The sequence below is a fragment of the Piscinibacter sp. HJYY11 genome (assembly GCF_016735515.1).
GTDB lineage: Bacteria > Pseudomonadota > Gammaproteobacteria > Burkholderiales > Burkholderiaceae_C > Rhizobacter.
The window spans coordinates 3,779,930-3,797,993 of sequence record NZ_JAERQZ010000001.1 but is presented as its reverse complement, the minus strand read 5'-3'; the positions used below and the strand labels follow the sequence as shown (position 1 = coordinate 3,797,993).

Genomic DNA, 18,064 nt, shown 5'->3' with positions numbered 1-18,064 from the left:
GCCCGCGCTCAGACTTCGCGGCCGGCCTGGCGCAGCTGCTTACGGCGGAAGTCGCCCTGCCGCTCGAACATCCAGCCCGGGTATTCCGGCGGCAGACGGCTCACCTCGTCGATCGCCCGCAGCTCGTCGGCACTCAATCGCAGCTTCACCGCCGCCAGGTTGTCGGCCAGCTGGTCCGGGCGCTTGGCGCCCACGATCACGCTCGTCACCTGCGGCTGGTGCAGCAGCCACGCGATCGCCACCTGCGCCACCGACACGTCGTGCTCCTCGGCGATCGGCCGCATGGCCTCGATGCAGGCCTCGGCCCGCGGCCGCAGCACCGGCGGGAAATCGAAGCCCGCACGCCGGCTGCCCGCCTCGGCCTGCCCAGTGGCGAACTTGCCGCTCAGCAAACCGCCCGCAAGCGGGCTCCACACCATCAGGCCCACGCCTTCGCTCTTGAGCATGGGCACGATCTCACGTTCCAGGTCACGCCCGGCCACGGTGTAGTAGGCCTGCAGCGACTCGAAGCGCGCGAGCCCCAGCCGCTCGCTGATGCCCAGCGCCTTGGCGATCTGCCACGCGGCCCAGTTCGACACGCCGACGTAGCGCACGCGCCCGTCGCGCACCAGCGTGTCGAGCGCCCGCACCGTTTCCTCGATCGGCGTGGCGGGGTCGAAGCCGTGGATCTGGTAGAGGTCGATGTGCTCCAGCTGCAGGCGCCTCAGGCTCGCCTTCACGCCATCGAGGATGTGGCCGCGTGAGTTGCCGCGGGCGTTCGGCGACGCCCCCGTCTCACCGAAGACCTTGGTCGCGACCACCACGCTCTCGCGGGGCACCTTCAGGTTCTTCAGCGCCTGGCCGGTGATCTGCTCCGACGCGCCGCCCGCGTACACGTCGGCGGTGTCGATGAAGTTGACGCCCGCATCGAGCGCCTGGCCGACAAGGCGCTCGGCGTCCGACTGCTGCAGGGTGCCGATCTTGGCCCACATGTCGGCACTGCCGCCGAAGGTCATGGTGCCGAGGCACAGCTCTGAGACGAAGAGGCCAGTACGGCCGAGGGGCAGGTGGCGCATGGGGAGGCTCCGCAACGACAGAACCCCGCAGCATAGGCAGAGCGCACACGCCCCTGCGCGCAGCGAGGGTTCTGCGCGGTGCTCGCGCTCCGCCCCGCCTCAGCCGATGGGCGCGGGCTTCGAGACCGGGTGCGACAGCACGAGCGAGGTGCTCACGCTGCCGTGCGCCGCCAGCGCATCGACCACCCGCTCCAGGTCCTGCGGGCCGGCAAAGGCACAACGCACGATGAAGCAGTCTTCGCCGGTGACGCGCACCGCGTCGAGCACCTCGGGCATGGCCTGGAACAGCGCCACGTAGCGCTGGATGTGCGCATGCGTCGTGCGCACACGCACCACCGCCTGCAGCGACAGCCCGACCGCGGCGAGGTTGACGCGCGCGCCGTAGCCGGCAATCACGCCCGCATCCTCCAGTTTCTTGACCCGCTCGCTGATCGCCGGCTGCGACAGCCCGATGCGCCGGCCGAGCGCGGCCAGCGGCTGGCGCGCGTCGGCCTGCAGCGCCTGCAGGATCAGGTGGTCTTTCTTGTCGAGCTTGAGCGGCGCAGCAGCGGTCATGGCGATGAACTGAAGGTTTGGCGGGCGAACTTCCGATGGCAGGCCATGGTGGGCGCATGGCGTGCTGACTATCGTAGGCCGCATCGTCCACTCACGTCTTCGACCATGCGCCCCGTCCTGCTCGTCCCCGGCATCCAGAACTCCGGCCCGGCCCATTGGCAGTCGCGCTGGGAAGCGCTGCAGCCTGGCGTGACGCGGGTGATGCAACGTGATTGGGACCAGCCGGTCTGCAGCGAATGGGTGCAGGCGCTCGACACGGCCGTGCACGCTGCGGCAGAAGCGCCGATCGTGGTGGCCCACAGCCTCGGTTGCCTGGTGGTGGCGCACTGGGCGGCGCAATCCCGGCGCGCCCTGCATGCTGCCTTGCTGGTGGCGGTGCCCGACCCGAACGGCCCGGCCTTCCCGCGCGAGGCCACAGGCTTCGCGCCGCTGCCGAGCAGCCTGCCCGGCCGCCGGCTGTGCTGCGTGAGCAGCCAGGACGACCCGTATTCGACAGAGGCCTTCGCCAAAGAAACGGCCCGCCAGTGGCGGGCCGAACACATCGAAATGGGCCCGCGCGGCCACCTCAACGCCCAGAGTGGTCTCGGCGATTGGGCCGAGGGCTGGGCGCGGGTGGTGCGCTGGCGGGCAGAAGGCTGAGACTTACTCTTCGCGACCGCCGAAGATGCCGAACAGCGCCAAGAGCGACTGGAACACGTTGTACAGGCTCAGGTAGACGCCCAGCGTGGCCGTGATGTAGTTGGTCTCGTAGCCGTCTTGCACGCGCTTGAGGTCATGCAGGATGAAGGCCGAGAAGATGCCGATGGCCAGCACCGACAGCGTGATCATCAGCGCGGGCGACTTCAGGAAGATGTTGGCGATGCCGGCAACCAGCAACATGATCGCGCCGATGAAGAGCCACTTGCCCATGCTGGTCAGGTCGCGCTTGATCACCGACGACAGCGTCGCCATGCCGAAGAAGATCAGGCCCGTGCCGGCGAAGGCCATCATGATCAGCTCGGCGCCGTTGGCCAGCCCGAGCACCATGCCGACCATGCGCGAGAGCATCAGGCCCATGAAGAAGGTGAACGCGAGCAGCAGCGGCACGCCGGCAGCCGAGTTCTTGGTCTTCTCGATGGCGAACATGAAGCCGAAGGCGCCGCCCAGGAAGACCACCACGCTCACCATCGGCGACATGGCCGCGGCGATGCCGGTGGCCACGCCGATCCAGGCGCCCAGCACCGTGGGCACCATCGACAGCGCCAGCAGCCAGTAGGTGTTGCGCAGGACCTTGTTGCGCTCCTGCGGCGATGCAATCGCACCACCGTAGGTCTGTTGAATGTCGTAGTTCATGAAGACTCCTTTTGTGAATCAGGCACCAGCGGAGGACGATTCATGAGACTCCGCCGCCCGCCGCTTGTTCCGGGCGCGGATGTTCAAAGCTTCGACGGCCAGCGAGAAGGCCATCGCAGCGTAGATGTAGCCCTTCGGCACGTGCACGTCGAAGGCCTCGGCAGTGAGCGCCATGCCCACCATCACCAGGAAGGCCAGCGCCAGCACCTTCACCGACGGGTGGCGGTCGACGAACTCGCCGATCGGCTTGGCCGCGAAGAGCATCACGGCCACCGAGGCGACCACGGCGGCGATCATCACCGGCAACTGGTCGACCATGCCGACGGCGGTGATCACCGAGTCGAGCGAGAACACGATGTCGATGATGGCGATCTGGCCGATGATGGCCCAGAAGAACTTGCCGCCCACCGACTTGGCGGTGGCGGGGTCGGTCTTCGGCGGGCCGTCCTGTTCGCGCGCTTCCACCTCGACGAAGATCTCGTGCGAAGCCTTGTAGAGCAGGAACAGGCCACCCAGCAGCAGCACGATGTCGCGCCCGCTGATGCCCTGGCCGGCCACCGTGAAGAGATCGGCTGTGAGGCTCATGACCCAGCTCAGCGAGAAGAGCAGCGCCAGGCGGCTCAGCATCGCGAAGCCGAGGCCGAGGCGGCGCGCCATGTCACGCTGGTGCGCCGGCAGGCGGCCCACCAGGATGGAGATGAAGATGATGTTGTCCACCCCGAGCACGATCTCGAGGGCGGTGAGCATCGCGAACGCGATCCAGACGTTGGGGTCAGACAGGAATTCCATTAGGCCGAATCTAGGCGCCTAAACACTTCGCGTAAAGTCGCCATTTTGGAAGCATGACTTCTGAAAAAATGAAGCATGAACTTCAAGCACCTCTATTACTTCTGGGCGACGGCCAAGGCCGGCGGCGTGATGCGCGCCGGCGAGCAGCTGCACACCACGCCGCAGACGCTCTCCACCCAGATCAAGATGCTCGAGGAGCGCCTGGGCTGTGCGCTGTTCCGCAAGAAGGGGCGGCACCTGGAGCTCACCGAGGAAGGCCGTACCGCCCTCGGCTATGCCGACCAGATCTTTGCGCTGAGCGCCGAGCTCGAGGCGGCGATCGGCCGTGCCGGCACCGCGGGTGCGAGCCTGCCCTTTCGCGTGGGTATCGCCGACCAGGTTCCGAAAGCCATTGCCTATCGGCTGATCGAGCCGGCACTGCGGGTGCCCAACACCCGCCTGATCGGCCATGAAGGCAAGCTGCAGGACCTGCTGGGCCAGCTCTCGGTGCATCGGCTCGACCTCGTGATCGCCGACGAGCCGATGGGCAAGTCGGTGAGCGTCAAGGCTTACAACCACCCGCTGGGCACCACCGCGATGAGCTTCTTCGCGTCGGCAGGACTCCGGCGTTCGCTGAAAGGCAGCTTCCCGAAGTGCCTGGACGGGGCGCCCTTCCTGTCGCAAGGCGCCAGCTCTGCGATGCGCCAGCGGCTGGACCTGTGGCTGGCCGAGCAGGGCCTGCACCCGCGCGTGGTGGGCGAGTTCGACGACGCCGCCTTGATGAAGGCCTTCGGCCGCGAAGGCCAGGGAGTCTTCATGTCGCCCACCGTGCTGGAAGACGAAACCTGCGAGCAGTACGAAGTGAAGGTGCTCGGCCGCACCGAGGCACTGGTGGAAGAGTTCTACGCGATTTCGGTGGAGCGGCGCATCACGCACCCCTGCGTCGTGGCGATCACCGAGTCGGCGCGCGGGCGCTTCCTCGCGTAGCTCAAACTTGCGTCAGCTCCTGGCGCACGGCGTACAGCGCCAGCTCCACGTCGTTGCGCACCCCGGTCTTTTCAAGGATGCGCGCGCGGTAGGTGCTCACCGTGTTGGACGACAGCGCCAGCTGATCGGCGATCTCGCTCACGCTGCGGCCCTGGCTCAGGAGGCGGAACACCTGGTACTCGCGGTGCGACAGGCGCTCGTGCAGCGGCTTGTCTTCGGTGTGGCCGGCGCCGATGGCACTCGCCAGGTGCTCGGCCACGGCCGGTGTGATGAACATCCCGCCCGAGGCCACCTTGCGGATGGCCGCGATCATCTGCTCGGAGTCGGCGCTCTTGTTGAGATAGCCCACCGCGCCGAGCTTCATGCTGCGCACCGCGTACTGCTTGTCGGGGTAGGTGGAGAGCATCAGCACCGGCACCTTCGGGAACTCGCTCTTCATCTGGCGCAGCACGTCGAGCCCGTCGCGGTGCGGCATCGCGATGTCCATCAGCACCACGTCGATGCCGCCCTGGCGCACCCGGTTCAGCGCGTCGGGGCCGTTGGCCGCTTCGAAGGCGACCGTGATGTCGGGGGCATCGGCTAGCACCTGGCGGATGCCCTGGCGCACGATCAGGTGGTCATCGCAGATCAGGACGTTGATCTTCTTCATGGTGCTGCCTCCGCTGGCAAGGGCATGGTCAATCGCGCCACGGTGCCCTGACCGGGCATGCCGTCGATGGTGAGCTTGCCGCCGAAGTGCCCGGCGCGTTCGCGCATGCCCATCACGCCGTAGCTGCGCCGGTCTTCGAGCGCTTCGCGCGGCGCGCCGACGCCGTTGTCGCGCACCTCGAGGTAGAGCACGGGCGCCACCGGCCCGTCGACGTACAGGCGCACGAACACCGCGCTCGCCTTGGCATGCCGCGCCACGTTGCTCAGCATCTCCTGGAAGATGCGGAACACCGCGATCGCCCAGCGCTCGCCCTGCGGGCCGGTCGGTGGCTCAACGCCGTGGTGCACATGCACTTGCAGCTCATGTCGCAGCTCGGTCGTTTCGATGAACTCCTGCGCCTGCCATTCGAGCGCGGCCCACAGGCCCTGGTGGTCGAGGATGCTCGGGCGCAGGTCGGTGATGATGCGGCCCAGGTTGTCGACCGCCCGGTCGATGAGAGCGCCCATGCCCTGGCATTTGGTGAGCAGCAGCGCCCGGTCGTCGACGCGCTTCTCCAGCCAGTTGACGTCCATCTTCAGGGCCACGAGCAACGAGCCCAGCTCGTCGTGGATCTCGCGCGCGATGCGCGTGCGCTCGTCTTCGCGCACGGTCTCGAGGTAGGCCGACAGCTCGCGCAGCTGGCCGAGCGCCTGCGTCAGCTCGTGGGTGCGCTCTTCGACCCGGCGCTCCAGCTCCTCGTGGGCCTGCCGCAGGGCGCCCTCGGCGCGCTTGCGCTCGGTGATGTCGACGATCGTGACCACCGCGCCCTGCACCACCCCTGCATCGATGACCGGGTGCGAGGAGTACTCGGCGCTGAAGGCACTGCCGTCGGAGCGCCACAGCACCTCGCTGTCGATGCGGCAGGGCAGCCCGCGACGGAAGGCGTTGAAGATCGGGCAGTCGCACTCGGGATAGTGGCGACCATCGGCGTGGGTGTGGTGGATCAGCTCGTGCATATTGCGGCCATGCACTTGCTCGGTGCGGTAGCCCAACATCTCGGCGGCGGCGCGGTTGACGAAGGTGCATCGACCGTCCATGTCGATGCCGAAGATGCCGTCGCCGGTGGACTCGAGCAGCAGTTGCAGGCGCTCGCTCCAGGCGCCGCTGGGGTGCGGCGTCAGGTGCGCGGAGGAAGTACGCGCGGGCAAACTCAGCTCGGACAACATGGGCAATCACTCGGGACGGTTCACCATCCGAGTGCAAGGCCTGTGCCAAGCGTGCTTATTTTTGTGCAGTGCGCCAACGCGGCCACAGCACGTTCAGCGCGAGGCCACACAGGATGAGCGACGCGGCGCCCAGCTTCCACGCCGGCAGCGCCTCGCCCAGCCACCAGCCCGACGAGGCCATGCCGAACACCGGCACCAGCAACGCCATCGGCGAGATGCTGGCCGCGGGGTGCCGCGCCAGCAGCCAGCCCCAGGCGGCGTAGCCGAAGAGCGTGTTGCCGAGCGACTGCCAGAGCACCGCGGCCCAGGTGGCCGCATCGGCCTGCACCAGCCCGGCCTCGATGGCCGGCCAGCCCTCGAAGACCAGCGACATGAGCACCAGCGGTGGCACCGCCGCGGCGCTCGACCACACCACATACGCCAGCATGTTCACCTGCCCGGCCTGCTTGGCGACGATGTTGCCGCTGGCCCAGCAGAAGGCGGCGCCCAGCACCATGGCGAGGCCGAGCACGGTGGTGTCGCCGCCGGTGTGCAGGGCGATGACGCCGATGCCGGCCGCGCCCAGCACCAGCGCCACCCACTGGAAACCTTGCACGCGCTCACGCGCCACACGCATGGCCAGCACGATGGTGAAGAACACCTGCGTCTGGATCACGAGCGAGGCCAAGCCGGGTGAAATGTTGCCCTTCATCGCGAGGTACAGCACCCCGAAGTTGCCGACGCCGATCAGCAGCCCATAGGCGGCCAGGTTGCGCCACGGCACCGGCGGCCTGGGCAGCAGCAGCACCGCTGGAAAGAAGGCGAGCGCAAAACGCAGCGCCGCAAAGAGCAGCGGCGGCAGATGCGCCAGCGCCACCTTGATGACAACGAAGTTGGTGCCCCACACGGCCACCACGGCGAGCGCGAGCAGCAGGTGCCGCCAGGGCGGGTGGGCCATCAGGCGACGACGACCCGGTTCTGGCCCGAGGCCTTGGCGTTGATGAGCGCGTGTTCGGCGCGCTGCACGGTGTCGGCCACCGACTCGCCGGCGCGGTGCTCGGCCACGCCGGCCGAGAAGCTCAGGTGCAGCGGCCCTGCTCCTGACGCATCCCCTGGCACCTCGACGGTCATCGCCTTCATGCGCTCCCGAAGGCGCTCGAGGCTCGTGCGGCCGAGCGACGCGCGGGTGTTGCTGAGCATCAGCAGGAACTCCTTGCCGTCCCAGCGAGAGAGCAGGTCGGAGATGCGGATCACGTTCAGCGCCTCGTTGGCGAAGCGGCGCAGCAGCTCGTCGGCGAACGCATGGCCATGCTTGTCGTTGATCTCGCGGAAGCCGTCGATGTCGATCACCGCGAGACAGAACGACTGGCCCGAGCGCACCCCGCGCTGGCGCTCCTGCTCCATCAGCTCGACCATGTGGCGGCGGTTGATGAGGCCGGTGAGCTCGTCGCGCGTGGCGAGCTCCTGGATGCGCGCGAGCGCGAGCGCGATGTCCTTCTTCTGCCGGCGCAGCCGGTCGCGCAGGCGGCTCAGCTGCCCGGCCAGCACCGCCACCGCCGGCACCATGATCGCGATCATGATGAAGTGGCCCCACTCCACCGCCGGCTCATAGACCGTCGGCTTGCGGTAGGCCATCGTCGCCATCGTCACGCCGAACACCGCCACCGCAAAGAAGCTGGTGCGCAGCACCGTCTTCGGCGCCAGCGAGTACATGCTGAACATGAACACGACCATCAGGATCGGAAAGGCGCCGCCGCGCCCCTTGCCGGCCAGCGCATACCCCACTGCGGCGCAGAGGATGGCGAACACCATCTGCGGCACCGTCAACGACGGCTCGGCGTAGCGCAGGTTCTGCCCGCTGCGGATGGTGATGAAGAAGACCACGAAGCCGCCGATCAGCACCAGCGTCCACCACGCGGTGGGCTCCATCGGCGCGAGACCCGCCCACACGAGGTACTGCATGTTGAGCACGCTGCCCAGCACCAGCAGCATGGCCGTGCCGCACTGCACCAGCCGCAGCCGCTGCTTGGGTTCCGTGCCGAACAACCAGTCGGCCAGGCGGGAAGACGACATCAGCGTGAGCGGGTCTTGCCGGTCTGCAGATGAGTAAGAGGCAATGCCGCCCCGGCCTTCACTTCGCCCAGCGAGAAGCTGGTGTGGATGTCTTTGACGTTCGGCAGATTGAGCAAGGTGTCGATCGAAAAGCGGGAGAACGCATCAAGATCTGTGGCCATGACTTGCAGCTCGAAAGTGCCGGTGCCTGAAATGTAGTGGCAGGCGATCACCTCGGGCAATTTGCGGATCGCGTCTTCCAGCGCCCGTGTGGCGAGGCCGTTGTTGCGCTCGGCATCCACCCGCACGAAGGCCAGCACGCCGAGGCCGATCTTGCGGCGGTCGATCTCGGCACGGTAGCCGGTGATGTAGCCCTGCTCTTCCAGCCACTTCACACGCCGCCAGGTGGGCGCGGCCGAGAGGCCGATGCGCGCGGCGAGCTCCGCATTCGACAGGCGAGCATCTTGCTGGAGCTCGCGCAGGATCAGCACGTCGTAGCGGTCGAGCGCATCACCATGCGGCTCGGCGATGTCGTCGACGGGCTTGATGGTTTTCCCTGGGAATGGCTTTTTGAGCGGCATTTCGATTCCAGATGCGCAGTTGAAGAAAGATTATTGCTGGAACACCCTTCTTTCGAGCAAACAAAGAAAGGACTTCCGCGGCACCCTTGCCTACACTGGCCGCACCGTCCCACCCCTCACGGCAGGCCGCGGTCACGAGCTGCAGCCCTGCCCCTTACAGGAATACAGGAGCCCCGACGCATGAACGCACCGCTGCCCGAGTCCATCCGCCGTGCCCTGGAGAGCGTCTCGCTCGACGACAAGTACGCGTTGCCGACCGGCCGCGCCTTCATGAGCGGGGTGCAGGCTCTGGTGAGGCTGCCCATGCTGCAGCGCACACGCGATGCGATGGTGGGGCTCAACACCGCCGGCTTCATCAGCGGCTACCGCGGCTCGCCGCTCGGGGGCTACGACCAGGCGCTGTGGGCGGCGAAGAAACACCTGTCGGCCCAGAACATCGTCTTCCAGCCCGGCGTGAACGAAGAGCTCGGTGCCACCGCCGTGTGGGGCACGCAGCAGCTCGACCTCTACCCCGAGAAGAAGAAGTTCGACGGCGTCTTCGGCCTCTGGTACGGCAAGGGCCCGGGGGTCGACCGCTGCTCCGACGTCTTCAAGCACGCCAACATGGCTGGCACCGCCAGGCACGGCGGCGTGATCGCACTCGCCGGCGACGACCACATCGCCAAGAGCAGCACCGCCGCGCACCAGAGCGACCACATCTTCAAGGCCTGCGGGCTGCCGGTCTTCTTCCCGTCGAGCGTGCAGGACATCCTCGACATGGGTCTGCATGCGTTTGCCATGAGCCGCTTCTCCGGTGTGTGGACGGCGATGAAGACCATCCAGGAAATCGTCGAATCGTCGGCCAGCATCAGCGTCGACCCCGACCGGGTGCAGATCCTGCTGCCTGAAGATTTCGTCATGCCGCCGGGTGGCCTGCACATCCGCTGGCCCGACCCACCGCTCGAGCAGGAAGCGCGGCTGATGGACCACAAGTGGTACGCCGCGCTCGCCTACGTGCGGGCCAACAAGCTCAACCACAACGTGATCGAAGGCCCGAACGATCGCTTCGGCTTGATTGCAAGCGGCAAGGCCTACAACGACACCCGCCAGGCCCTGCACGACCTCGGCCTCTCCGACGACGACTGCCGGCGGCTGGGCATCCGCCTGCACAAGGTGAACGTGGTGTGGCCGTTGGAGGCCACCATCACCCGCGACTTCGCCACCGGCCTGCAGGAGATCCTGGTGGTGGAGGAGAAGCGCCAGGTCATCGAGTACCAGCTGAAGGAAGAGCTCTACAACTGGCGCCCCGACGTGCGCCCCAACGTGCTCGGCAAGTTCGACGAAGCCGAGGGCGACCACACCGGCGGCGAATGGTCACAGCCCAATCCGAGCGCCAACTGGCTGCTACGTGCGCAGGCCGACCTCACGCCCGCCATCATTGCGAAGGCGATCGGCAAGCGGCTGAAGAAGCTGGGCGTCGACGCCGACACCGCCGCGCGCATCGACGCCCGGCTCGCGCTCATCGACGCGAAAGAAAAATCGCTGCAGGTGCTCAAGGCCGACAGCGGCGACCGCCTGCCCTTCTTTTGCAGCGGCTGCCCGCACAACACCTCGACCCGCGTCCCCGAAGGCTCTCGCGCAGTCGCCGGCATCGGCTGCCACTACATGGTGGTGTGGATGGACCGCAGCACCTCCACCTTCACGCAGATGGGCGGCGAAGGCGTGCCCTGGGTGGGCCAGGCGCCGTTCACGACCGAGGAGCACATCTTCGCCAACCTGGGCGACGGCACCTACTTCCACAGCGGCATCCTCGCCATCCGCCAGAGCATCGCGGCGGGCGTGAACATCACCTACAAGGTTCTCTACAACGACGCGGTCGCGATGACCGGCGGCCAGCGCGTGGGCGAACGGCCCGAAGGCCACAGCGTGCTGCAGATCATGCAGAGCCTGAAGGCCGAAGGCGTGGCCGCGCTCAGCATCGTGAGCGACGACCCTGGCAAGTACGACGGCGTGGCACTCGCCCCCGGCGTGCAGGTCTTCCACCGCGACGAGCTCGACCGCCTGCAGCGCGAATACCGCGAGGTGAAGGGTGTGACCGCCATCATCTACGACCAGACCTGCGCCACCGAGAAGCGCCGCCGCCGCAAGCGCGGCACGATGAAAGACGCCGACACCCGCGTCGTCATCAACGAGCTGGTGTGCGAAGGCTGCGGCGACTGCTCGGTGCAGAGCAACTGCCTGAGCGTGGAGCCGGTCGAGACCGAATTCGGCCGCAAGCGCCGCATCAACCAGAACACCTGCAACAAGGACTACTCCTGCGTGAAGGGCTTCTGCCCGAGCTTCGTCACCGTGCAGGGCGGGCAGCTCAAGACGGCGAAGAAGGCGGAAGCCTCACGCCCTGATCCGTCGAAGATCAGCGTACCCGAGCCGCAGCTGCCCGACACGCGCCAGGCCTTCGGCATCGTCGTCGCCGGCGTCGGCGGCACCGGCGTGATCACCATCGGCCAGCTGCTCGGCATGGCCGCGCACCTCGAAGGCAAGGGCATCGTCACGCAGGACGCCGCCGGCCTCGCGCAGAAGGGTGGCAGCACCTGGAGCCACATCCAGATCGCCGACAGCATGGACGCGATCTACACCACCAAGGTCGGCACCGCCGAAGCCGACCTCGTGCTCGCCTGCGACCCGATCGTCGGCGCCAACAAGAGCACGCTCGCGGTCGTGCGCGAAGGCCGCACCTTCGTCGCGCTCAACACCCACGGCTCGCCGACCGCGGCCTTCGTCAACAACCCCGACTGGCAGTTCCCCTCCGCCAGCTGCGAAGCCGCGCTGATGGCCGCCACGGGCCGAGACAAGTTCGGCGCCTTCGATGCCGAGCAGCTCGCGGTGGCACTCTGCGGCGACTCGCTCTACACCAACCCGATGATGCTCGGCTACGCGTGGCAGAAGGGCCAGGTCCCGCTGTCGCACGCCGCGCTGATGCGCGCGATGGAGCTCAACGGCGTGCAGGTCGAGCGCAACCAGCAGGCCTTCGAATGGGGCCGCCGCGCCGCGCACGACCTGCGCGCCGTGCAGTCTCTCGCACAGCCGTCGCAGGTGATCGAGTTCGTGCGCAAGCCCTCGGGCAACCTCGAGGAGCTGGTCAGCAAGCGCGTCGAGTTCCTCACCGCCTACCAGGACGCCGCCTACGCGGCACAGTACCGCGCCTACGTCGACAAGGTGCGCGCGGCCGAGGCGCCTCTGGGCAGCACGAAGCTCGCCGAAGCCGTGGCCCGCTACCTCTTCAAACTCATGGCCTACAAGGACGAGTACGAAGTGGCCCGCCTGCACACCGAGACCGGCTTCCTGGAGAAGATCGCCTCGCAGTTCGAGGGCGACTACCGCGTGAACTACCACCTCGCGCCGCCACTGCTCGCGAAGCACAACGAACGTGGCGAACTCGTCAAGCAGCGCTTCGGCCCGTGGATGAAGACCGCCTTCCGCGTGCTGGCCAGGCTCAAGGGCCTGCGTGGCACCGCCTTCGACCCCTTCGGCCGCACCGAAGAGCGCAAGACCGAGCGTGCCCTGATCGGCGAATACCGCGCGAGCCTCGACGAAGTGCTGCAGACGCTCAACGCCGCCAACCTGCCGCAAGCGATCGCGATTGCCAGCATCCCCGAGGAGATCCGCGGCTACGGCCATGTGAAGGCCCGGCACCTCGCCAGCGCGCGGGCGAAGTGGCAGGCGCTGCTCGACGCGTGGCGCCGCGCGCCTGCCCAGGCGGTCAGAACTGCATGAACCCGAGCCCGAAGCCGAAGCTCGTCTGCTTGAAGTTGTAGTCGGTGAGCGTCTCGCCGTACCCATGGAAGGCCTGCACGAACCAGCGCAGGCCGTTGGGCCGGCTTTTGGCCACCGGGTAGGTCCACTCGAACTGCAGCGCGCCCCAGTCGCTGCGCTGCGCGCTGTTGCGCCAGAGCAGCGAGCTGGTGCTGGCGCCGGGTGTCCAGCCCAGCTGCAGCTCGGTGCGCCCGCGGTAGTCGACGAGGTCGGGGTTGTTGTCGCGCTCGCGCTTCTCGCTCAGGCGATGCGAGAAACGCCCCTGCAGGCTCAGGTCGCCGCGCTCGAAGCCGGTGCCGATGTAGACCCGGTTCCAGCTGCGTGACAAAGGGTCCGACTGGCCGTTGGACTGGTGGGCGATGCCGACCTGCCCCAGGCGCCACTGCCACCCGAAGGGGAGGTGCTGCGCGACCTTGGGCACCGGAAACACGTAGATCGCCTCGGGCTCGTAGTCGGTGTTGCGGAAGGGCTTGGAGTCCTTGCCATTCCAGATCTGCCACATCGCCTGCTGCGTGAAGGCCAGCCACAGGTCGCCGCTCCCCCGGCCGAACACATCCTGGATCGCCTTGGTGCGCAGCGAGATCTGGAACTTGGCCTCGACGTCACGGTAGTTGGGCTGGTTCACCGCCGTCTGCGTGGGGGACTGGGGCGCGCGGTTGATGCGGTTGGTCTTGTGCAACGGCATCACGTAGTTGGCGCGGTAGCCGAGCAGGTTGAAGGTGCCGCGCTTGTCCGTTGCGTCCAGCTCCCAGTACTGCGACAGCGGCGAGGCCTCGGGCTTGGCCTCCTGCGCGGGCGCAGTGGCCGCGCCCTGCGGTGCCATCTGCGTGGTGGCGATGGGCACGTCGGCCGGCGGCGGCGAGGGCGGCTTGCGGCCGGCAAGCTTGTCGTAGCAGGCGAGGCGGTCGGATGGCGCGCCGATGGCCGCACACTCCTGCAAGCCCGGCGACGGCTCCTGCGCTGCCGAGGCCGCCGGTGCGGCCGGTGTGGCCACCTGGGCCCATGCCGCGCCGCCGCTCAACAGTGCGACCCAGACGAGCGATTTCACGGGGTGCGGACGTGCAAAACAAGTAGGAGCAGGATTCGACACGTGGCCTCGGCATGGCAGCGGTGGCGCGATGGTAGCGGCAGGTTTGGTGAGATCATTTCAGCCATGAACACCCAAGTCCAAGAACTGGTCGAGCTGCTGCAGGTCGAGCAGCTCGAACACAACCTCTTCCGCGGCATCAGCGGCGACATCGGCAGCCCGCGTGTCTTCGGCGGGCAGGTGCTGGGCCAGGCGCTGATGGCGGCGGCCCTCACCGTCGGGCGTGACCGCTCGGTGCATTCGCTGCATGCCTACTTCCTGCGCCCCGGCGACAAGCAGGCCAAGATCGTCTACGACGTGGAGCGCATCCGCGACGGCGGCAGCTTCACCACGCGGCGAGTGGTGGCCATCCAGCATGGCCAGCCGATCTTCAACTTCGCTGCCTCCTTCCATGTGAAGGAAGACGGGGTGTCGCACCAGGACGCCATGCCCCAGGTGCCGCCGCCCGAGGGCCTGACCAGCGTGCACGAGCTGCGCCGCCAGCATTTCGACCAGCTGCCCGAGCGCCTGCGCGCCGTGCTGCACGCCGAGACCGCGATCGACATCCGCCACTGCGAGCCCTTCAACCCGCTCAACCCGCCGCCCGCCGGCGAGCGCGCGGCGGTCAACAACTCGTGGTTCCGCGCCTCCGACCGCCTGCCCGACGACCCGGTGCTGCACCAGGCGATGCTCGCCTACTCGTCCGACTTCGGCCTGCTCAGCGCAGCGCTGCTGCCGCACGGTCTCTCGTTCATGAACGGCAGCGTGCAAGGCGTGAGCCTGGACCACGCGATGTGGTTCCACGACAGCTTCCGCATGGACGAGTGGCTGCTCTACGCGACCAACTCGCCCGCCGCCAGCGGCGCGCGCGGCTTCTGTCGCGGCAGCATTTACACGCAGGACGGGCGGCTGATCGCCTCGGTCGCGCAAGAGGGGTTGATGCGGCCGCAGCCTCCGAAGGCCAGGAAGCCGGCTTGAGCCGGGTCAGGCGTCGCGGTGCATCGCACAGCGCACCACTCGGCGCTCAGCTCACCCGATGAAACGCAGGGCATGCACCAGGCCCAGCCGCGGGCTGCTCAGCACCACGAGGCCGGTTTCGGCCAGCCACTCGGCCGCGCCCGCCATCGACGCCTGGGCCAGCACGATGGTCTCGCCAGGCTGCGCATGCTGGCGCACGGCTGCGGCGATGCTGGCCAGGTAGGCCTCGCGCTGCCCGGATTCGAAATGGGCCCAGGCCCCTTCCACCCACAACGACCGCAACACGAGCGGCAGCCCGAGGCGCTCCGCGGAGGAGCGCAACAGCTGCTCGGTCGGCTGCAGCGTGCTCTGCAGGGCCGCGACCATCAACACCGGGGCGCCGCGCTGCACGGCTTCGTCGGCCATGGCGCGATCGATGCGGGTGATGGGCACGCGCGCCTGCGTGGCTTCGGCCAGCCCGCCGATCGTGGAGCAGGTGCACACCACGGCGCGTGCGTCGGCCGCGGCGCCGTGCAAGGCCGCGCCCACGGCCGCGATGAGCGCGGCGTCGTCGACGCCATCCCGCTGCGCGGTGGCGAGCAGGTCTTCGCGCACGATGTGGGTGGCGGTGCAATGCGGCGCCACGTCGTTGAGCAGCGCGTCGAAGGTGGCCGCATGGACGGGAGAGGTGTGCAGGAAAGTGATGTCGGCCATGGCGGTCTCTCGCGTCACCGCTTCAGCAGGACGGGCAGCGACGACGCGATCATGACCAACCCCGAGAAGGTCAGCAAACCCAGGATCACCCGGCGGAACGCCGCTTCGCTCAAACCGACGTAAAGCCGTGTGCCCAGCACCGAGGGGATCAGCAGGGCCGGGACCACGACCGCGAACAGAGGCCACATCTCGCGCGTGACCATGCCGGTGCCCACGTAGGTGGCAAAGGTGACGCTGAGCGCGGCGAGGTTGAAGTTCTGCAGCACGGCGCGCGCGGTGTCCTTGTCCCAGCCGCGCACGGTGCACCAGAGCGAAGGCACGACGCCGGTGAAACCACCCAGCCCGCCCATCACGCCACCGGCCAGGCCCGCAAGGCCATCACCGATGCGACCGCCGCGCGTGACGCGCGGGAACCGCTGCGCGAAGAGCATCGCCGAGCAGCACACCATCAGCGTCACGCCGAGGCCGAACTTGAACACCACCGCATCGACGTAGGGCAGCACCACCACGCCCAGCGGCACGCCGGCCAGCGCCCCGGCGAGAAAGGGCCACAGCAGTGGCCACTGCAGGCCGCGGCGCAGGCGCACGGCGGCAAAGATCTGCCCGGACAGGCCGCCGGCGATCGACATCACGACCGCCACCTTCGGGTCGATCGCCCAGACCCAGATCGACATCGCCACCATGCCGAAGGCAAAGCCCGACAGGCCCTGCACGAAGCCCGCGATCGCCGCCCCGACGACCAGCAGCGCGATCTCAGCGCCCTGCATGCGGTGTCACTTGGAGCGCCCGTCGTAGTGGTGGACCTTCACCGTCTCGAGGTCGATGCCCTCGAGGCAACGCACGTTGATCGCCGCCATCGCATTGCCCTTGGGGTCGACACCCTCGCCGTACGGGTGGATGCCGCAGCGTGGGCAGAAGCGGTGCTGGATGACGTGCTTGTTGAAGGTGTAGGTGCTGGCGGCGTCTTCCGGTGTCTTGAGCTTGAGCTCGTCCCGGGGCACGAACCAGAGCAACGAGCCCTTGCGCTGGCAGATCGAGCAGTTGCAGGCGAGTGCCGTGCCGATCTCGCCGTCGACCTCGAAGGCGACCTTGCCGCAGTGGCAGCTGCCGGTGTACTTCATGCGCTTCTCCTTGGATTGAAGGCGCGTATGGTGCCCACTCAGCGGCGCTTGCGCCAGTACTGGAACTCGTCTTCGTGGTGTTCGACGTCGAGCTCGTCGACGCGCATGCGCAGCCGCTCCTGCACGTCGGCCACGGCCTGGTTGTACACGAGCGGGCCGATCTCCTCGAGGAAGTAGTTCAGCAACGCGCCGGCGGCGATGTTGCCGATCTTCTCCTCCATGTTCTCCTGGAAGTAACGCTCGATGGAGGCGATGGCCTCCTTGCGAGCGTCCTTCGGGATCTCGATGGCCATGCGCTCAGGACTTCTTGCGCTGCTGCCACGCCAGCAGCTCGCCGACGAAGCCGCGCCGGAACGCGATCACGCACACCACGAAGATCACGCCGATGATGACGGTGACCCACGAGCCCACGCGGTCGGCCAGGAAGTTCTGCAGGCCGATGATGGTGAAGGCGCCGATCACCGGGCCGGCGAAGGTGCCGAGGCCCCCCAGCAGCGTCATCAGGATCACCTCTCCCGAGAGCGACCAGTGCACGTCGGTCAGCGTGGCGAAGCCGAGCACCAGGGTCTTCAACGCACCGGCCAGGCCGGCGAGCGCGCTCGAGAGCACGAAGGCCAGCAGCTTGTAGCGGTCGACGTCGTAGCCGAGCGAGATGGCGCGCGGCTCGTTCTCGCGGATGGCCTTGAGCACTTGGCCGAAAGGCGAATGCACGATGCGCAGGATGCCGAGGAACACCGCGACGAAGATCGCGAGCACCAGGTAGTACATCGCCACGTCGTTGCCGAGCGGCAGCAGGCCGAAGAGCTTGCCGCGCGGCACGCCCTGCAGGCCGTCTTCGCCGCCGGTGAAGGGCGCCTGCAGGCAGACGAAGAACACCATCTGCGCCATCGCGAGCGTGATCATCGCGAAGTAAATGCCCTGGCGCCGGATGGCGATCGCACCGACCACGAGGCCGAGTGCCGCCGCGATCACCACGCCAGCCACGAGGCCGAGTTCGGGCGACCAGCCGGCGCTGCGCACCAGCCAGCCGGTGGCGTAGGCCGCCGAGCCGAGGAAGGCTGCATGGCCGAAGGACAGCAGGCCGGTGTAGCCCAGTAGCAGGTTGAAGGCGCAGGCAAAGATCGCGAAGCACAGCGCCTTCATCATGAAGACGGGGTACAGGCCGACGAAGGGCGCGATGGCGAGCAGCGCGAAGACGACGCCCCACGCGATGCGTGCGTTGCGTGTCTGGGTGATGGCGGTGGTGGCCAT

The 18,064-nt window shown here is 67.8% G+C and carries 19 protein-coding genes; 4 read left to right on the top strand and 15 right to left on the bottom strand.

Translation table 11 applies throughout. From position 1 onward, the window contains the following. Positions 1 to 8 precede the first annotated feature (8 nt). Together JI745_RS17645 and JI745_RS17640 are read right to left on the bottom strand one after the other, a co-directional pair. Complete coding sequence (locus JI745_RS17645; RefSeq protein WP_201809925.1) at positions 9 to 1,055, bottom strand: aldo/keto reductase; 1,047 nt, start codon at positions 1,053 to 1,055, stop codon at positions 9 to 11. 99 nt (positions 1,056 to 1,154) lie between these two features. Beyond that, a complete protein-coding gene (locus JI745_RS17640; RefSeq protein WP_201809923.1) occupies positions 1,155 to 1,610 on the bottom strand; it encodes an Lrp/AsnC family transcriptional regulator in 456 nt (151 codons plus the stop codon). A gap of 105 nt (positions 1,611 to 1,715) precedes the next feature. On the opposite strand from JI745_RS17640, the gene JI745_RS17635 reads away from it, so the two are divergent. Continuing rightward, complete coding sequence (locus JI745_RS17635; RefSeq protein WP_201809920.1) at positions 1,716 to 2,249, top strand: alpha/beta hydrolase; 534 nt, start codon at positions 1,716 to 1,718, stop codon at positions 2,247 to 2,249. Positions 2,250 to 2,252: 3 nt separating this feature from the next. Here JI745_RS17635 and JI745_RS17630 read toward each other — a convergent pair whose 3' ends face one another. Together JI745_RS17630 and JI745_RS17625 are read right to left on the bottom strand one after the other, a co-directional pair. Continuing rightward, positions 2,253 to 2,942, bottom strand: coding sequence for a Bax inhibitor-1/YccA family protein (locus JI745_RS17630; protein WP_201809917.1), 690 nt, complete (start codon positions 2,940 to 2,942; stop codon positions 2,253 to 2,255). Between the two features lie 18 nt (positions 2,943 to 2,960). Continuing rightward, positions 2,961 to 3,731 (bottom strand): TerC family protein, encoded by a 771-nt coding sequence (locus JI745_RS17625; protein ID WP_201809915.1) that lies wholly within the window; start codon positions 3,729 to 3,731, stop codon positions 2,961 to 2,963. Between the two features lie 75 nt (positions 3,732 to 3,806). Between JI745_RS17625 and nhaR the strand changes: the two genes are divergently transcribed. Further along, entirely contained in the window at positions 3,807 to 4,697 is an 891-nt protein-coding gene (gene nhaR / locus JI745_RS17620) for a transcriptional activator NhaR (RefSeq protein ID WP_201809913.1), read from the top strand. A gap of 1 nt (position 4,698) precedes the next feature. Here nhaR and JI745_RS17615 read toward each other — a convergent pair whose 3' ends face one another. Genes JI745_RS17615 through JI745_RS17595 form a run of 5 tightly spaced genes read right to left on the bottom strand, consistent with a single transcriptional unit; the run spans position 4,699 to position 9,163 of the window. Next, on the bottom strand, positions 4,699 to 5,346 hold the full coding sequence (locus JI745_RS17615) for a response regulator transcription factor (RefSeq protein WP_201809911.1): 648 nt from the start codon (positions 5,344 to 5,346) through the stop codon (positions 4,699 to 4,701). Then, the gene (locus JI745_RS17610; protein WP_201809909.1) at positions 5,343 to 6,551 is read right to left on the bottom strand and encodes a PAS domain-containing sensor histidine kinase; all 1,209 of its coding nucleotides are present in this window, start codon (positions 6,549 to 6,551) and stop codon (positions 5,343 to 5,345) included. The genes JI745_RS17615 and JI745_RS17610 overlap by 4 nt, the downstream gene beginning before the upstream one ends. 55 nt (positions 6,552 to 6,606) lie before the next feature. After that, a complete protein-coding gene (locus tag JI745_RS17605) occupies positions 6,607 to 7,488 on the bottom strand; it encodes an EamA family transporter (protein WP_201809907.1) in 882 nt (293 codons plus the stop codon). Next, positions 7,488 to 8,603 (bottom strand): diguanylate cyclase, encoded by a 1,116-nt coding sequence (locus JI745_RS17600; RefSeq protein WP_201809905.1) that lies wholly within the window; start codon positions 8,601 to 8,603, stop codon positions 7,488 to 7,490. Before JI745_RS17600 ends, JI745_RS17605 begins: the two co-directional genes overlap by 1 nt. Continuing rightward, complete coding sequence (locus JI745_RS17595) at positions 8,603 to 9,163, bottom strand: Lrp/AsnC family transcriptional regulator (protein ID WP_201809902.1); 561 nt, start codon at positions 9,161 to 9,163, stop codon at positions 8,603 to 8,605. The genes JI745_RS17600 and JI745_RS17595 overlap by 1 nt, the downstream gene beginning before the upstream one ends. Positions 9,164 to 9,343: 180 nt before the next feature. Between JI745_RS17595 and JI745_RS17590 the strand changes: the two genes are divergently transcribed. Further along, complete coding sequence (locus tag JI745_RS17590) at positions 9,344 to 12,916, top strand: indolepyruvate ferredoxin oxidoreductase family protein (RefSeq protein ID WP_201809900.1); 3,573 nt, start codon at positions 9,344 to 9,346, stop codon at positions 12,914 to 12,916. Here JI745_RS17590 and JI745_RS17585 read toward each other — a convergent pair. Further along, entirely contained in the window at positions 12,903 to 14,003 is a 1,101-nt protein-coding gene (locus JI745_RS17585) for a phospholipase A (RefSeq protein ID WP_310738677.1), read from the bottom strand. The two genes, JI745_RS17590 and JI745_RS17585, sit on opposite strands and share 14 nt — an antisense overlap. Positions 14,004 to 14,108: 105 nt before the next feature. Here JI745_RS17585 and tesB point away from each other — a divergent pair, with 105 nt between their 5' ends. After that, entirely contained in the window at positions 14,109 to 14,999 is an 891-nt protein-coding gene (tesB, locus tag JI745_RS17580) for an acyl-CoA thioesterase II (RefSeq protein ID WP_201809898.1), read from the top strand. Between the two features lie 51 nt (positions 15,000 to 15,050). Here the strand turns inward: tesB and JI745_RS17575 are convergent, their stop codons facing one another. From JI745_RS17575 to JI745_RS17555, 5 genes are read right to left on the bottom strand one after another with little or no spacing between them, the layout of a single operon-like run. Further along, on the bottom strand, positions 15,051 to 15,692 hold the full coding sequence (locus JI745_RS17575) for an aspartate/glutamate racemase family protein (RefSeq protein WP_201809896.1): 642 nt from the start codon (positions 15,690 to 15,692) through the stop codon (positions 15,051 to 15,053). 14 nt (positions 15,693 to 15,706) lie between these two features. After that, entirely contained in the window at positions 15,707 to 16,459 is a 753-nt protein-coding gene (locus JI745_RS17570) for a sulfite exporter TauE/SafE family protein (protein WP_201809893.1), read from the bottom strand. 6 nt (positions 16,460 to 16,465) lie between these two features. After that, positions 16,466 to 16,813: a GFA family protein gene (locus JI745_RS17565; protein ID WP_201809891.1), complete on the bottom strand. Its 348-nt coding sequence runs from the start codon at positions 16,811 to 16,813 to the stop codon at positions 16,466 to 16,468. A gap of 38 nt (positions 16,814 to 16,851) precedes the next feature. After that, complete coding sequence (locus JI745_RS17560; protein WP_201809888.1) at positions 16,852 to 17,106, bottom strand: DUF2164 domain-containing protein; 255 nt, start codon at positions 17,104 to 17,106, stop codon at positions 16,852 to 16,854. Positions 17,107 to 17,110: 4 nt separating this feature from the next. Next, complete coding sequence (locus JI745_RS17555; RefSeq protein ID WP_201809886.1) at positions 17,111 to 18,064, bottom strand: branched-chain amino acid ABC transporter permease; 954 nt, start codon at positions 18,062 to 18,064, stop codon at positions 17,111 to 17,113.

What these genes read in the sequence shown, in the direction of transcription:
- JI745_RS17615 (WP_201809911.1), bottom strand. Translation starts at nt 5,346, where the DNA reads ATGAAGAAGATCAACGTCCTGATCTGCGATGACCACCTGATCGTGCGC.
- JI745_RS17560 (WP_201809888.1), bottom strand. Translation starts at nt 17,106, where the DNA reads ATGGCCATCGAGATCCCGAAGGACGCTCGCAAGGAGGCCATCGCCTCC.
- nhaR (WP_201809913.1), top strand. Translation starts at nt 3,807, where the DNA reads ATGAACTTCAAGCACCTCTATTACTTCTGGGCGACGGCCAAGGCCGGC.
- JI745_RS17575 (WP_201809896.1), bottom strand. Translation starts at nt 15,692, where the DNA reads ATGGCCGACATCACTTTCCTGCACACCTCTCCCGTCCATGCGGCCACC.
- JI745_RS17590 (WP_201809900.1), top strand. Translation starts at nt 9,344, where the DNA reads ATGAACGCACCGCTGCCCGAGTCCATCCGCCGTGCCCTGGAGAGCGTC.
- JI745_RS17570 (WP_201809893.1), bottom strand. Translation starts at nt 16,459, where the DNA reads ATGCAGGGCGCTGAGATCGCGCTGCTGGTCGTCGGGGCGGCGATCGCG.
- JI745_RS17565 (WP_201809891.1), bottom strand. Translation starts at nt 16,813, where the DNA reads ATGAAGTACACCGGCAGCTGCCACTGCGGCAAGGTCGCCTTCGAGGTC.
- JI745_RS17630 (WP_201809917.1), bottom strand. Translation starts at nt 2,942, where the DNA reads ATGAACTACGACATTCAACAGACCTACGGTGGTGCGATTGCATCGCCG.
- JI745_RS17645 (WP_201809925.1), bottom strand. Translation starts at nt 1,055, where the DNA reads ATGCGCCACCTGCCCCTCGGCCGTACTGGCCTCTTCGTCTCAGAGCTG.
- tesB (WP_201809898.1), top strand. Translation starts at nt 14,109, where the DNA reads ATGAACACCCAAGTCCAAGAACTGGTCGAGCTGCTGCAGGTCGAGCAG.
- JI745_RS17610 (WP_201809909.1), bottom strand. Translation starts at nt 6,551, where the DNA reads ATGTTGTCCGAGCTGAGTTTGCCCGCGCGTACTTCCTCCGCGCACCTG.
- JI745_RS17605 (WP_201809907.1), bottom strand. Translation starts at nt 7,488, where the DNA reads ATGGCCCACCCGCCCTGGCGGCACCTGCTGCTCGCGCTCGCCGTGGTG.
- JI745_RS17640 (WP_201809923.1), bottom strand. Translation starts at nt 1,610, where the DNA reads ATGACCGCTGCTGCGCCGCTCAAGCTCGACAAGAAAGACCACCTGATC.
- JI745_RS17595 (WP_201809902.1), bottom strand. Translation starts at nt 9,163, where the DNA reads ATGCCGCTCAAAAAGCCATTCCCAGGGAAAACCATCAAGCCCGTCGAC.
- JI745_RS17600 (WP_201809905.1), bottom strand. Translation starts at nt 8,603, where the DNA reads ATGTCGTCTTCCCGCCTGGCCGACTGGTTGTTCGGCACGGAACCCAAG.
- JI745_RS17625 (WP_201809915.1), bottom strand. Translation starts at nt 3,731, where the DNA reads ATGGAATTCCTGTCTGACCCCAACGTCTGGATCGCGTTCGCGATGCTC.
- JI745_RS17635 (WP_201809920.1), top strand. Translation starts at nt 1,716, where the DNA reads ATGCGCCCCGTCCTGCTCGTCCCCGGCATCCAGAACTCCGGCCCGGCC.
- JI745_RS17555 (WP_201809886.1), bottom strand. Translation starts at nt 18,064, where the DNA reads ATGGCCACCACCGCCATCACCCAGACACGCAACGCACGCATCGCGTGG.